We start from the raw sequence: 14,465 nt of genomic DNA, 5'->3' as shown, positions 1-14,465 counted from the left end.
CGGCCGGTACCCTTTCATATCGACAAGAGGCCGGGCGAAATGCCCGCACACCGCCGGGATCATGGAAAGCGGAGCGATCACCAGGGAGATGAACCCGGTTCCAACGGCCTTGCGGCCGGAACCCGCTTTCGATTCCCTGTTCCGCCATTCTCCGGATACGGTGACCATCGCCGACTGGACGCTCGCCGACGGCGCCGCCGATCTGTCCGGAGCCCGAGTCGTCTACGTCAATCCCGCTTTCACCGAATTGACGGGCTACCGGCCGGAGGAAATCGCCGGACTGACGCCCGGGTTCCTCCCGGGCATCGATCCGTCCCGCAGGGAGCTGGCCAGGATATGCCGGGCGCTTGGCCTCGGGCAGGCGGTGCGGGCGGAAATCCGCGGCTATGCCAAGGACGGACGGGAATACTGGTCGGACGTGACGATCTCGCCTTTCCAGGACGCCACCGACGGGCGGCGCCTTGTGCTGGCGGTCCAGCGCGACATCACGGCGCACCGGTTGGAACTGGATGCCCGGCGCCTTGAGCTGAACGCCCTGCGCGAAGCGAACAACCGCCTGCAGGAGGCGGTCGACTCCGTTTCGCAGGCCATCACCCTGTGGGATCCGCGGGGCCGGCTGCTTCTCCATAACAAGCGCTTCCGGGATCTGTTCGCACCCACCGCCGACCTGATCCGCCCCGGGGTCCGGTTCGAACGGCTGCTGCGGGCCAACGTGGAGGCGGGTGTCTACCGGATCGAGGGCGATGCCGAGGAGTGGATGGAGGCGCGGCTGCGATGCCGCGGGGAATGCGGTACCGGGACGGACCTCACGGTGGCTTTCACCGACGGGCGCCATTTCCGGGTGAGCGAGCAGAAAACGCCGCGCGGCCACATGGTGGCGGCCTGGGTCGACGTCACCGAGATCAAGCGCGTCGAGCAGCGGCTTCGGGACGCCATCGAAAGCGTCAACGAGGGCTTCGTGCTCTGGGACGCCGATCAGCGCCTGGTCCTGTGCAACAGCCGCTACAAGGACCTGTCTCCCTCGGATTCGGGCGAAGCGTGCCTGGCGCCGCAGGGTGTCCGGCTGGAGGGCGAGCACGAGCAGGAATTGCCGGACGGGCGTTGGCTGCTCGGCAGCTACCGGCGTACGTCCGAAGGCGGGATCGTCGGCATCAGGACCGACATCACCCTGCTGAAGCAGCAGGAACTGAAGCTGAAGACCAGCGAGGAAAGCCTGCGCGTCCATGTCGCGGAGCTGGAGGAGGCGCGCTCCCGGCTGGAAGCGCAGACCTGCGCGCTGTCCGAACTGGCGTCGCGCTACCTGACCGCGCGCGACAACGCGGAGGAGGCAAGCCGCATCAAGTCGCAGTTCCTCGCCATGATGAGCCATGAACTGCGGACGCCGCTGAACGCGATCATCGGCTTCTCCGAGATGATCGAGACCCAGGCGCTGGGGCCGGTCGGCGTGCAACGCTACGTGGAATATGCCCGCGATGTCCATACCAGCGGCCGGCACCTGCTGGAGCTGATCAACGATATCCTCGACATGTCGAAGATCGAAGCCGGGAAATACGTGCTGCACAGGACCGAGGTCGATGTATCGGCAGTGGTCCGCCGCTGCACCCGGATGGTCCGCCTCCGGGCCGACGAGGCGGGCATCGAGATCGTCGAAACCGGCGATGGCGGGACGCCGCCCGACGGCGTCACCGTCCTCGCGGACGAGCGCGCCCTCAACTAGATCCTGCTCAACCTGCTGTCCAACGCGATCAAGTTCACCGACCGCGGGGGCAAGGTAACGGTGTCGACCGAAGTCGTCGGGGACGAGATGCACGTCGCGGTATCCGATACCGGGATCGGCATCGCGCCCGAGGATCTGCGCCGGGTCGGGACCCCGTTCGAGCAGATCGACAACCGCCATACCCGCAGGCATGCCGGAACCGGTCTCGGGCTGGCCCTGACGCGTTCCCTCACGGAAATGCACGGAGGCCGGATCGACATCCGCAGCGAGCTTGGCATCGGCACCCGTGTCTGCGTCATACTGCCCCGGTCAGGCCTGCCCCTGTCGGGGCTGGCTTTGCCCTTGGGTGCTGCGCGTCAGGGATAGTCGGCACCGACGATCTTGCAGATGGCGGCCGACCGCCCGATACCCATCGATTCCTCCCGCCCGCCGCCGAAATCCAGGATGACGCCATCGGCGTTCCTTCCGCGGAACACCGCGATCCGGGCGGTGGTAGCCTGCTTGACCAGGACGAAATCGCCAGGCCGCAACGGCTTGCTCGGATCGACATAGACCAGGCTGCCGACCGGCAGGCATGGGCTGAGCGCCCCATCGTGGACATAAGCGGCGAAGGCGTCGATCACATGGGCCAGCGTGGCCGGCCGCTCGGTCTCGGCGACCGGCGAGGTCATGTCGATCTCCAGATCGGATGCCCGTCCGTAAACCATCAGTCTGGGGCGCGTTTCAGCGGAGGCGGAAACCGGCATTTCCGCCGAAACAAGCAATTCCGGTTCACGCAGCCGGCTTTCTCCTATTCCCAGGTACTGAGCCAACTTGATCCGCACGTCTTCCGGGAGGAAGCGCGGCTTGCTTTGGAACAGATATTGATGGAAGTAGCCGTGATTTCTGCCGCAGGCGATGCTGGCGGCCTTTAAAGTGCTCTTGGTCCTGATCAGGGCAAGAACCGACTGGCGATGACCATCCGCGCCATCCAAGACCATTTTCATCGTCTGCCCCCAACTGCTTGCTACGCAGTCATAGCAAAAAGAAAATCCGGTGTATTTTCTAATTTCGCCTCTTGGAAAGATGAAAATTGGTTAGTTATCAATGCTATCGGATGCCGTCGGATAATGTTCCGATCCAGGAATGTTCATGAACAGGAAGTAACAAGACGACTTAGAGCAAAGCCGTTCGAATACCGATTCAGGGAATGCGCTGTGCGGAATCCGAGCGGATGTCCGAACCGGAAATTCGGTCTTGCGGCATTGCACGGGGCGGATCGCAGGCCGCTACGCTCCGCACAGGCGGCGTCGTGGGGTTGCGGCTTGGAAAAGGGGAGCGACTCGTGCGTGTCCATTCACTCGCGCGGGCCGTTGATCATCCAGACTCCCGCCACCTTGTGGAGCAGGTCGATCGCGTCGCGGTCCAGATCGACGCGCTTCTTCGACAAGGTCAGGCCGTAAAGGTCCCCGTCGTCGGATTGCCGCAGGAAGAACACCAGCGGGGACCAGGTCACGCGGTTGATGACCAGATCGTTGATGACGACCGGACGCTGCGGGTGGATGTGCAGTATCACGCCGGGCAGGAGTGCCGGGGCGTTGGCCATGTCGCCGATGCTGACCGCATAGGCGCCCGGCACGTCGACCAGTTGGATCGGGCAGGGGACCTTGCCGGTCGGAACCGCGTCATTCTGCCGGGCGGAGAGCGTCCGGCCTTCGAACAGCGGGATCTCGTGCTGGTGGAGGGGCGTATCGGTGGCTCGCTCGATGAAGGCGCGCAGCTTGCTGTCCGGTGTCAGCAGGTCGAGCGGGGTGATCCCATAGACCCCGGCCAGCTTGATCACATGGTCGGGCCGGATGGGGCGCGCCCCGGATTCCAGCTTGGACAACTCGCTCTTCGATACGCCGCACATGCCGGCGGCTTTCGTCAGGGTGATGTTCTTCATCATCCGGTAGTTGCGAAGACGCGTGCCGTCATGCTCAACCTTGGATTCCATCTTTTTTCTCAAAATTGCGGCTGCTCGAATACATTTCCATTTTACCTAAAATTCCCGGCACATAGAAACAGATTCAACCCGCACCGGTGGCGTGCCATTATCGGGATACGTCTTTGACGGAGCGTGGCCGCCCGGTTATTCGGACTGCTGATCCGGGGGCAAAGGGGCCGGCCGCGACAACATGTCCACGGCCGGCATTTTCCCGATCCGTCACGCGGTGGAAACGGCCGCCCGCGCTTCCGCGACGAACATTTCCAGCTCGGCCGCGCGGTGTGCCGCCGTGTGGTTGGCGAGGATCCGCGAACGCGCCCGTTCGCCGATCGCCTGACGGTGACCATCGGACATGGATCGCAGGGTTTCGAGCACGGCTCCGGCATCCGCCGCGATGATGATCTCCGTGCCTGGCTCGAACAGGCCGTCCAGGCCCGGCCACCAGTCGCTGATGATCGGCGTCCCGCACGCTGCCGCCTCGAACAGCCGGACGCTGGGCGACCACCCGGCCGCGATCATGTCGGCCCGCGTCACGTTAAGCGTGAATCGCTGGGCGTTGTAGAAGGCGCGATGCTGGTCCGGCGGCAGGTGGTCGACCCGTTCGACGTTGCCGGGCCAGCCGATGGTTTCCGGATACTGCGGCCCGGCGACCACGAATCTCCCCTCCGCCCAGGCCCGAGCCGGTTCCACCAGCAGCCGGTCCACCGTCGGTTGGCGGTCGGGGCTGTAGGTGCCGAGATACCCCAGGTCCCACCCCGGGCCGATTCCCGTTTCCGGATAGTACCGCTCGGGATCGACCGAGCAGTAGAGCGCGCGGGCCATCGGCGAGCCGAACTGCCTCTCCAGCCGCCCGAGGGTCGGACCGCCGGTGAAAGACAGGTAGATGTCGTAGCGCGGGATCAGGTCTGGGCTCAGATACTCGACGTCGCCGCGTTCCAGCTTCGCCAGCGTCACCGGGGTGTCGATGTCGTAGAAGGCCGTGACGCCGCGCGCGGTCCGGATCGCCCAGCCGCCGACATCGACGCCGTCCGGAACGAAGGACCCGACGATCACCAGGTCGGCGTCGCGGACCTCCCGGGTGAACCGATCGCGAAGGTCCTCCAGATCCTGGTACAGCGCGGTCCGGCAGAAGGGCGGCTCCGCCAGGTCGCGGTGGGCGGCGTACCAGGGGCGGTCGGCTTCCAGGAACAGCACGTCGTGGCCGCGGTCGGAAAGGGCCTTGACCAGCGCCCGGTACGTGGTCGCGTGGCCGTTGCCCCAGGACGACGTGATGCTGAGGCCGAGGACGACGATCGACAGCCCGGCCGCCCGTTCGGCCATGCGCCCGTAGACGATCCCGGTCATGCCGGGACCCGCCCGGCATGGGCGCCGTTCACCAGCAGGGCCTCGACCTCCCCGGCGCGGTGGGCGTAGGTGTGGGCGTCGAGCATGCGGCGCCGGGCCGCCTCGCCGATGGCGCGGGACCGCTCGGGCGTCAGCGCGTCCACATGGGCCGCGACCTCGGCGCCATCGCGCGCCACCAGGATCTCCTCGCCGGGGATCAGGAACTGTTCGATTCCTTCCCAGGCGTCGGTGATCACGCAGGCGCCGGCTCCCGCCGCCTCGAACACGCGGGTGGCCGGCGAGAAGCCGACGGCGGCCATGCTGTCGCGGGCAACGTTCAGCACGGCCAGCGCGGAGCAGTTCACGGCGTTGTGGTCGGCGGTATAGACGTGGCCGATATAATTGACGTTGCCCGGCATCGGCTTGTCGCCCCAGCCGTTGCCGCCCAGCAGGAAACGCCGGCCGGGCAGCGCCGCGGCGGCCTTCAGGAAGAATTCCTCGACCCGCGCCTCGCGGTCGGGAAGGCGGTTCGCCATGAAGCCCAGGTCGGCGGCGAAGCGCGGGTCGGCCGGCACCGGGTGGTGGGTGTCGGGGTCCAGGGCGTTGTAGATCGGCACGCAGTCCCGCGCGCCGACCTCGCGGTAGGCTCGGATCACCGGGTCGCCGCCACCGTAGGTCAGCACCATGTCGTAGCGGGGAATCAGCGGGCGCAGCGTGTCGCCGGGGTTCTCCCGCATTGACGCCAGGGTCGCCGGAGCGTCCACGTCCCAGAAGATCACGGTGGCGTCCGGGCGCCGCACGTCGAGCACGCCGGCCTCCAGCAGGCCGTCGAACACCCCGACGCCGCTGGCCTTGACGATCACGTCGGCGTTGCGGCCCTGTTCCAGCGCCCGGCGGGCGCTCGCCTCGTCGTTGGGGTAGACCACCACCCGCGCCCAGTCGGGATCGGGGATGTCGCGGTGCTGCTGGCGCCCATAGGCATCCGGCTCGAAGAAGGTCACGCGGTGACCGCGCGCCGCCAGGGCCCGGATGATGCCCCGGTAATAGGTCGCGGCGCCGTTCCAGTAGGCCGAGACCAGGCTGGACCCGTAGAAGGAGATGTCGAGGCCGGCCATCAGCGGGCCTCCTGCAACAGGGGTCTTTCCTGCTTCAGGCCGCGGCAGATCTCCAGCAGCTCGTCGACCCGGTGGCCGCAGGTGTGACGGGACTGGATCGTCTCGTAGCCGCTCCGCGCGAGCGATGCGGCGAGGTCGAGATCGTTGAGGACATCTCGGAGGTGCTTGGTCATTTCGGTACCGTCACGGGCTATCAGGTAGTCGCTGCCGGGGCGGAACAGTCCCTCGGCGTCGTCCCAGGGCGAGCAGACCAGCGGGATGCCGCAGGCCAGGGCCTCGAAGGGGCGGATGGTCGGGATGCCGCGCAGCGTCTCGACATAGGGGCGCCGCGGCACGTGGACCGTCACCGGGAACCGGGCGAAGGCCTCGGGGGCCTCGTGGTTGGGCAGGTATCCGGCATACTCGGCCCCGGCCAGCGCGATGGCCGCCTTGGCGTCGGCGGGATAGCGCACGCCGTGGATCCGCGCCTTCAGCTTGAGCTGGCGGATCGGCAGCAACAGGAACTCGCCCAGCTCGATCGAGCGCTCGCCGTCGCCCCAATTGCCGACCCACACCAGGTCGCCCTCGCGGGGGCGGCCGGGCAGCGGGCGGAACAGGGCGGTGTCCGCCGCCTCGTGCCAGGTCCAGGCGCGCCGGCCCCAGCCCATGCTGAGATAGATCTCCCGGATCACGGCGCCGTAGGCCAGCACGCCGTCGTACGCCGTCAGGTCGTAGGCCGCCATCGACTTCGGATCGGTGACGGAACGATGATGGGTATCGTGGAACAGCAGCTGGAAGCGCCCGCCGGCGGCCCGCTTGCGGCCGATGTTCGCCACCAGGTCATGGTCGTTCCATTCGTGGACGATCACGACATCGGCACCGTCCAGCGCGCGGTCCAGGTCCAGGGTGGCAGGATCGTAGCTGGTGGAGCCGAAGCCGGGGAAGACGGCGGCGAAGCGGGCGACCGCCTCGGCTCCCTGGTCGGCGATCAGGTTCTGCAGGCTCCAGCCGTTGCGCGGCTCGAACACCTGGACCTGATGGCCGCGGGCGGTCAGTTCCCGGATCACGCCGCGCAGGAAGTGGGCGTTGCCGTGATTCCAGTCGGACACCAGCGAATGGGTGAAATAGACGAAGCGCATGGGTCTCCGCTTGGCTTGAAGAACGCTTGGCTTGAAGAACGGCGTCGAGTCAGCGTTCCAGCGGTACGGCGGCGCCATCGCGGTGAAGCGGGATCGAGCGCGGCGCGTCCAGCAGGTCGGCATAGACGTCGAGATAACGCGCGACCATGCGTTCCGTGCCATAACTGCGTGCGCGCTGGCGCGCGGCGGTGGCGAGCGCCAGCAGGTGTGCGGGATCCGCGGCCATCCGCCGCAGTTCGCGCGCCAGGGCGGCCGGATCGTCCGGGGCGACGAAAACCGCGGCTCCGGTCCACAGCTCGCGCAGGCTCGGCACGTCGCCCAGCACCAGGGCGCAGCCGGACAGCGCGGCCTCCAGGATCGACAGTCCGAACGGCTCGTACCGGGCGGGCAGGGCGAAGACCGCCGCCCGTCCGTACCGGTCGGCCAGCTCGTCGGGGCGGAGATGGCCCAGGAGCCGCAGGTTCGCCGGCAGGGCATCGCCTTCCGGGCTCCGCCCGTCCGGGTGCCGCCCGTCCGGGTGCCGCCAGGAGCCGGCGACCACCACCGGCCAGTCCAGTCCGGCGGCGACGCCGTCGAGGGCGCGGATGTTCTTGGCCTCGTCCCAGATCCGCCCCACGCTGATGACCGTGGGCTCCCGGTCCGGCCGGGGGTGCCACGCGCCTCCGTCCCGTCCGTTCCAGACCACGCGGCCGTGCGGGACCGGCCCGTAATGGGTTTCCAGCGCGTCGAGCATGGCCTGGGTCGGGGCCACCACCCGATCCGCCGACGCCAGGCCGGCCGCGACCCGCCCGGCATAGGGCCGCCACTCCGCCGGGGCCGGACATCCGTGGACGGCCTGCCACCAGGACAGCACGCAGGAATGGGCGACCGCGACGACCGGCCGTCCCCAAGGCAGCGCCGCATGGGCATAGCCGTTGAGATGGACCAGATCGGGCGCCACGCGCTCCGCAAGGTCGAGCAGCCAGTCGCCGGCGGCGGTCAGGTCGTCTTCCGGACGCTCCATCCATTCCAGCCTGAAATCGCCGTGGTGCAGCCCCAGGCCGGGGATCGCGACCGCCCGGGCGCGCTGCGCCGGGGAAGGCGCCGGCCCCATCACCGCCAGGGTAACGCGGACACCGCGCCGCGCCAGACCGCCGGCCAGTTCCAGGGCATAGTCCCAGACGCCGCCGACGGCGTCGGCCGTCATCAACACTCTGCGCGGAGAGCCCGATGCGGGAACCATGGTCAGCGCATGTCCGGGGCGGCCAGCTCCAGTTCGCGCAGCGGCAGCGGGCGCTGGTCCTGGATGTCGCTGAAATCCACGTGGTGGGTCAGGTAGTGGTCGAGGGCGCGTTCCCACGCCTGGTCGTCCGGCAGGCCCCAGAGCTTCCGGTAGTCCGGCGAGCCGGGATAGGGGAACAGCGGCACGGGCTCGTTGGCCCAGACGCCGTGTTCCAGCAGCCGTTTCCGCCACGCTTCGACCATGCCGTCGTCGTCGGTGCCGGCCTCGATCAGGTTGGCCTGGACGAAGGCGACGTGCCGCTTGGCGAAGATCAGCCGGTCGGTCAGCTCCTCGGTCGACATGCGGCAGTTCTTGTCCAGTGCCTGGCGCCCCTCCGGCGTCAGGCTCTCGACTCCCGCCTCGATCGAGACGCAGCCGGCCCGGCCGAGCAGCTCCAGCATCGGCTCCTTCCACAGGTCGATGCGGGTCTGGACGCCGAACTTGATCCTGCGTTCGACCAGCGCTTCCAGCAGCTCGGCGTTGGGCAGGAAGATCTCGTCGATGAAATAGACATACTCGACGCCCTGCGCGATCAGCCTGTCCAGCTCCTCCAGGACGACGGGGAGCGGGCGCTTGCGGTACTTGTCGCGGAAATTCTCCTTGGCGCAGAAGGAGCAGCGGTAGGGGCACCCGCGCGAGGTCTCCATCTCCCCTCCCGGACCGGGCCGGGGACCATTCGGATCGATGTCGAAACGGTGATGGTGGTGATGGTGGCGGGTGACCCACTCGTCGGGCCAGGACAGCGCCGGCAGATCGGTGAAGCGCGAGGCGAAGGGGCCGCCGTTGACCTTGGGGTTGTCGCGCGGCCCGAAGCAGATCGACGGGATGGCGTCCCACGACTCGTCGGCGAGGCGGGGAAGAAGTTCCTCGCACTCGCCCATCACGACCACGTCGACCCCCAGCTTGGCATAGGCCGCCCGCGGCGTGGTCGAGCCGTGCGGCCCGACCGCGACCAGCGTCCCGCCGACGTCTCCGACCGCCTTCAGCACCTCCTGCGGGATCCGCAGTTCCGGCGGGGCGCAGCGCCAGAACAGGTAGCTGGGCGCGGTGGTGACCACGGTGAAGTCGGGCGCGTACTCGGCGACCCTGGCGCGAATCCCGTCCAGGTCGAGGTCCATCAGCTGGCCGTCGATGATCACCGCCTCGTGGCCGGCGCGCTCGATCAGGGCCTTGGAGTAGCCGTACTCCAGCGGCAGGTGCGGCTCGCGGCAGCCGAAATAGATGCTGCCGTCGAAGTTCCAGTTCGGGTTGATCAGGGCGAACTTCATGATGCCGCCCTCCTCAGGACGGGCGCCTCGGCGCCGGCGATACGGTTTTCGGTCAGCCAGCCGGACAGGCGCGCGATTCCCTCGGCGATCCCGACCCGCGCCCGCCATCCGGTGGCGGCGGCGAACTTGGCCGTGTCGGAGACGTAATAAAGCTGGTCGCCCGGCCGCCAGGGGCCGAAGCTGATGTCGGGATGGCGGCCGGAGGCCGATCCGATCCTTTCCAGCAGCTCGACCAGGCTGGTCGCGTTCGCGGGTCCGCCGCCGATGTTGAAAGCCTGCCCCCGGATCGCCGGCATATGTTCCTGCGCGGCGAGGAAGGCGTCGACCAGATCCTCGACGAACAGGATGTCGCGGACTTGGCAGCCGTCGCCGTACAGGGTGATCGGTTCCCCGTCCAGCGCGCGGATCAGGAAATGGGCGACCCAGCCCTGGTCCTCGGTGCCGAACTGGTGGGGACCGTAGATGCAGCTCATGCGGAAGACCACGGTCGGCAGGTCGTAGGTACGGGAATAGTCCAGCACATACTGGTCGGCGCTGCCCTTCGACGCGCCGTAGGGACTGTAGAAGTCCAGCGGACGCGACTCGTCGATGCCGCGGGCGCGGATCTCCGGGTCGGCCGGGGCGTAGCGCTCGGCTTCCAGCCGCAGCTCCAGGTCGGCCAGCTTGCCGTAGACTTTGTTGGTCGAGGTGAACACCAGGGGAGGCGGCTCGGCCTGGGCCCGCATCGCCTCCAGCAGGTTCACCGTGCCCCGGGCGTTGATCTCGAAATCGGTGATCGGGTCCACCAGGCTGGTGGTCACGGCGACCTGGGCCGCGAAGTGGAACATCTTGCCGGCCTGGGCGACCGCCTCGCGGAGCACGTGGGGATCGCGGATGTCGGCTAGTTCGAAACTGACGGCGCTGCCGTGGGTCGATTTCAGCCAGTCGATGTTCTGCTCGACGCCGGGGCGCGACAGGTTGTCGTAGACGATGACCCGATGGCCCTCGCGGACCAGTCGGTCGGCCAGGTTGGTCCCGATGAAGCCGGCACCGCCCGTGATGACGACGGGCTTGCCCGTGCTGCCCGTCGCCGGACGGGGCGAACCGGGACGGCCCAGGCGGTCCACCGACCGGACCGCCGCGATGCCGCCCCGCTCCAGCAGTCGGCCGAGCAGCTTGGGCGAACCATCGGCGCGGAGCACGCCCAGCGCGTAATCTCGCTCGTCCGCGTGGAAGCCCTGGGCGCTGGCCTCGTCCGGGGCGAGGTCCTGGAGCGACGACCAGTAGACCCGGTCCGCCGGGGCCTCGGTCGCGGCGAGGAAGGCCCTGATCTGGCCGCGCTCGTCATGGCGCCAGGTGGAGAAGCCGGTGCCGGTGATCCACAGGGCGGGAGCGCGGCCGGTCGCGGCCACAGCCTGCGCGTATTCCCCGACGACCGCTTCCCAACCCGGCCAGGAGGTGTCGCCGGTGCCGGGGAACGCCCCGATGCCGACGGCGTCGATGTCGTCGAGGCCGCCCTGCCGGGCGAGGAGTTCCAGGGCCGCCGGACCCAGGCCGCTCAGCACCACCTTGCGGCCGTCCCGCCGGATCGTGGCGGCGGCCTCCGCGATGGCCGGCGATCGTCCCGGCGCGGCGGCGATCTCGACCCACTCCAGGGCGGGCAAGGCCGCCAGGAGTTTTCCGATACCACCGACTGCATCGGGCTCGCCGAGGGCGAGGGCCGGCAGCAGGTCGAATTCCGCCGCGAGGCGCGGGAGCAGCCAGCCGCACCAGCCATCGGCCGGGGCGTCGTCACCGACCGGAACGCGCAGGCGGCGGACGCCCAGCTGCTTCAGCGTCGCCACGGTCCGTTCGGCGCCGTCCCGGTCGTCGGGTCGGAAGGTCTCGGTGAAGCCTGGCATGGTTGCGGGCAGATCCCTGGGGGTATCCCGGTCGCCCATCATACGGCCAATCCTCTGGCCGCCAGCTCACGGCTCGCCTGATCTACGCGGTCCACCGCGATCTGGCCGTCGAGCCAGGCCGCCAGCTCGACCATGCCGTCGGCCAGCGACGTCTCCGGCCGGTAGCCCAGTAGCCGCTGAGCCTTGCCGATGTCGGCGAAGCAGTGCCGGATGTCGCCGACGCGGAACTTCCTGGTCAGCGTCGGCGCGATGCGCGACTTGCCGAGCGAGGCGGCGAGTTGCTCCGCCACCTCGACCACGCTGTAGCTGTCGCCGCTGCCGACATTGAAGACCTGGCCCGCGGCGTCCCTGGCGTTCAGCGCCAGATGGCAGGCGCGCGCCACGTCGGCCACATGGACGAAGTCACGGCGCTGCAGCCCGTCCTCGAAGATCATCGGCGGATTGCCGTTGAGCAGCCGGGAGGCGAAGATCGCGAGCACGCCCGTATAGGGGTTGGAAAGGGCCTGGCGGGTGCCGAACACGTTGAAGAAGCGCATCGCGACGGTCGGGATATTATAGGCCTGCCCGATCATCAGGCACATGCGCTCCTGCACATATTTGTTGAGCGCATAGATCGACGACAGCGTCGGCGCCTTGTCCTCCGTCGTCGGGACAGGGGTGATCTCGCCGCCGTCCGGGCCGAGCGGCTCCCACATTCCGTCCTTCAGCCTGGAAAGGCTGCGTTCGGCCGGGGTGACGATCTCGCCCCTGATGTCGCGATACAGCCCTTCGCCGTAGATGCTCATGCTGCTGGCGACCACCAGCCGCTCGACAGGCCGCTCGATCAGCGCCTGGAGCAGCACTGCGGTGCCGAGATCGTTGACGCCGACATAGTCGTCGACCTGGTACATGCTCTGGCCCACGCCGACCATGGCGGCGAAGTGATAGACGGCATCGATGCCTTGCAGCGCGGACTTGACCGCGGCCGGATCGCGCACGTCGCCGACGCGCAGCTCGATGTCACGGCTCAGATACTCCGGCCGGGCGCCGCTGGTGCCGTGGACCTGCTCGGATAAATTGTCCAAAACCCGGACTTCATGGCCGGCGGCAATGAGTTCGTCGGCCAGATGCGAGCCTATGAAGCCGGCTCCGCCAGTGATGAGTATCTTTTTTGACATAAGATTGTTTTCCCCGGATTTTCTTCCAGGAGGAGAACGGGATCCGGCCGGTCGATGTTCCAATCCCCCTTTCGGGGTATGGTGCGGCGCAGAGGCGTAGGACGGCTCGCCTATGATCTTCCGGCGAGCCGTCGGGATCGGGGCGGGCGGCTAAGGCCGCTCAGCCGGCCGAGAAGATCATGATGAACCCGATGACGAACGCGGCGACGACGATGCCGGCGGCGATCATCGGGCCGAGATGGCTCGGCGGCGTATCCCGCGAATGGGAATTCGCCGGGGCATGGGCCGGTGCGGCCGGGCTTTCGTACTGGACCTTCGCGGCCGGGGTCGGCACGCCGGCCGCTTCGTCGTCGGTGCCGAGCGGAGATGTGGCCGGATCGGGTGCCGCCACCTTGTCGCGGAACTTGCCGCTGTCGATCTGGTCCCGGAGATGGCCGCGCTCCATCGGGTCGGCACTGGCTGTCTTGGCGGGATCGGGGCGTGAGGCTGCATCGTGCGCCGCGCCCATATCGCGGTCCGTTTCGCGGTCGGCCATTGGGGTTCCCTGCGCCTGTTGCTGTTTGTCGAAGAAATGTCTGCGGATGCGCGGCGTGGCGCGCGTCCGGGGACATCAACGAGCGGGCGGGGGGTTGGTTCCAGACGGCCGCGGTGCGCCGGCGGGCGGTGGAACCCGACTGTTGCATGGCCCGTCTTCTGACACTGAAAACCATGCCATTCGCTTTACGCAGTATGTGCTAAGAAATTATCGGTGCACCTGGGTATGATCGACCGTGCGCGTAAAATAATGCAGTGCGTGGAATGGAGAAAAACATGAGATTGATAACTAATTCATTTCAGAAAGGTCTGTCTTTGGCGGTCCTCGTGCTTTCAGGGTGTGGGGGTGGGTATCAGTTCGCGGAGGCTCCGCTTGATCTGAGCCCGAGGGTGGAGAAGGCGCTCAAGGTATGGTCGGAGAAGGGCACCCCCGGAGTCTTCGCGGTGACGCCGGACGGCAGCAGCTATGGCTACTCGTACTGCAACGATATCAGGTGTTCGGGTGATGACGAGACCGTCGCTTTGTATTCCTGCGAAAGTAAGAACCCCGGCAAGCGCTGCTTGATCTATGCCCGGGGAGGCAAGTATGTCTGGAACAAGGAACAGATCGATTTCTCCAAATCTTTGCCCCGGTCCGACGCGGAGCGAACCGCTACCGCCCAGGGTATCCGTCCCATGGCATTCACCTGGGAAGGCTATACGGCACTCATGTCTGGCATCATGGAATTCAAGGAACATGGCCGCACCGGCGCGATCGAACTGGTGATGACCGACCAGACAAAATGCAGAGGTTATTACAGCTTCACGGAAGAGAAGATGAACAAGAACAAGGGAAGCTGGTTCCTGCGCTGCGAGAACGGGCTGGGCGCCGACGGCACCTTTGAAACCACCGGCAGCAACGGGGGAGTCGTGGCGACCGGCAAGGATGACCGGAACAGGAGCGTATCGGCCATCGTCGGCGGAAAAGCCTGAGTCAGTGCAGTCGCGACTCCGAAAGGCCGCTGTGTTCGACTGGTGCCGGCTGAGGGATTTGAACCCCCGACCTTCGGTTTACAAAACCGCTGCACTACCACTGTGCTAAGCCGGCCCCGGGTCGAACGGCATGCAGACTAGCGCCGCGGGCCTT

General features: G+C 67.4%; 13 protein-coding genes and 1 tRNA gene. 3 read left to right on the top strand and 11 right to left on the bottom strand.

The features are described 5' to 3' along the window. The first annotated feature begins 160 nt into the window (after positions 1-160). A complete protein-coding gene (locus JL100_RS20055; RefSeq protein WP_202684247.1) occupies positions 161-1,717 on the top strand; it encodes a PAS domain-containing sensor histidine kinase in 1,557 nt (518 codons plus the stop codon). A 60-nt stretch (positions 1,718-1,777) separates the two neighbouring features. After that, entirely contained in the window at positions 1,778-2,083 is a 306-nt protein-coding gene (locus JL100_RS20050; protein WP_407696874.1) for an ATP-binding protein, read from the top strand. Here JL100_RS20050 and JL100_RS20045 read toward each other — a convergent pair. From JL100_RS20045 to JL100_RS20000, 10 genes are all read right to left on the bottom strand, one after another. Next, the gene (locus JL100_RS20045) at positions 2,074-2,388 is read right to left on the bottom strand and encodes a S24/S26 family peptidase (RefSeq protein WP_228420803.1); all 315 of its coding nucleotides are present in this window, start codon (positions 2,386-2,388) and stop codon (positions 2,074-2,076) included. The two genes, JL100_RS20050 and JL100_RS20045, sit on opposite strands and share 10 nt — an antisense overlap. 665 nt (positions 2,389-3,053) lie before the next feature. Then, the gene (locus JL100_RS20040; protein WP_202684245.1) at positions 3,054-3,692 is read right to left on the bottom strand and encodes a helix-turn-helix domain-containing protein; all 639 of its coding nucleotides are present in this window, start codon (positions 3,690-3,692) and stop codon (positions 3,054-3,056) included. A 210-nt stretch (positions 3,693-3,902) separates the two neighbouring features. Then, complete coding sequence (locus JL100_RS20035) at positions 3,903-5,027, bottom strand: CgeB family protein (protein WP_228420802.1); 1,125 nt, start codon at positions 5,025-5,027, stop codon at positions 3,903-3,905. Further along, complete coding sequence (locus JL100_RS20030) at positions 5,024-6,121, bottom strand: CgeB family protein (protein WP_202684244.1); 1,098 nt, start codon at positions 6,119-6,121, stop codon at positions 5,024-5,026. The genes JL100_RS20035 and JL100_RS20030 overlap by 4 nt, the downstream gene beginning before the upstream one ends. Beyond that, the gene (locus JL100_RS20025) at positions 6,121-7,239 is read right to left on the bottom strand and encodes a CgeB family protein (protein WP_202684243.1); all 1,119 of its coding nucleotides are present in this window, start codon (positions 7,237-7,239) and stop codon (positions 6,121-6,123) included. The genes JL100_RS20030 and JL100_RS20025 overlap by 1 nt, the downstream gene beginning before the upstream one ends. Before the next feature lie 49 nt (positions 7,240-7,288). Continuing rightward, entirely contained in the window at positions 7,289-8,425 is a 1,137-nt protein-coding gene (locus JL100_RS20020; RefSeq protein ID WP_202684242.1) for a glycosyltransferase family 4 protein, read from the bottom strand. Between the two features lie 38 nt (positions 8,426-8,463). Beyond that, a complete protein-coding gene (locus JL100_RS20015; protein WP_202684241.1) occupies positions 8,464-9,768 on the bottom strand; it encodes a TIGR04295 family B12-binding domain-containing radical SAM protein in 1,305 nt (434 codons plus the stop codon). Further along, on the bottom strand, positions 9,765-11,648 hold the full coding sequence (locus tag JL100_RS20010) for an SDR family NAD(P)-dependent oxidoreductase (protein WP_228420801.1): 1,884 nt from the start codon (positions 11,646-11,648) through the stop codon (positions 9,765-9,767). The genes JL100_RS20015 and JL100_RS20010 overlap by 4 nt, the downstream gene beginning before the upstream one ends. Positions 11,649-11,686: 38 nt before the next feature. Next, complete coding sequence (locus tag JL100_RS20005) at positions 11,687-12,805, bottom strand: NAD-dependent epimerase/dehydratase family protein (protein WP_202684240.1); 1,119 nt, start codon at positions 12,803-12,805, stop codon at positions 11,687-11,689. Between the two features lie 160 nt (positions 12,806-12,965). Further along, positions 12,966-13,340 carry a hypothetical protein gene (locus tag JL100_RS20000; protein ID WP_202684239.1) on the bottom strand — a complete coding sequence of 125 codons (375 nt, stop codon included), beginning with the start codon at positions 13,338-13,340 and terminating at the stop codon, positions 12,966-12,968. A 389-nt stretch (positions 13,341-13,729) separates the two neighbouring features. Between JL100_RS20000 and JL100_RS19995 the strand changes: the two genes are divergently transcribed. Continuing rightward, positions 13,730-14,311 carry a hypothetical protein gene (locus JL100_RS19995; protein ID WP_202684238.1) on the top strand — a complete coding sequence of 194 codons (582 nt, stop codon included), beginning with the start codon at positions 13,730-13,732 and terminating at the stop codon, positions 14,309-14,311. Positions 14,312-14,351: 40 nt separating this feature from the next. Here the strand turns inward: JL100_RS19995 and JL100_RS19990 are convergent. Beyond that, a tRNA-Thr gene (locus JL100_RS19990) sits at positions 14,352-14,426 on the bottom strand. Positions 14,427-14,465 lie beyond the last annotated feature (39 nt).

Origin of the sequence: Skermanella mucosa (assembly GCF_016765655.2) — a bacterium.
GTDB lineage: Bacteria > Pseudomonadota > Alphaproteobacteria > Azospirillales > Azospirillaceae > Skermanella > Skermanella mucosa.
This window is presented reverse-complemented; position numbering and strand designations above follow the sequence as displayed.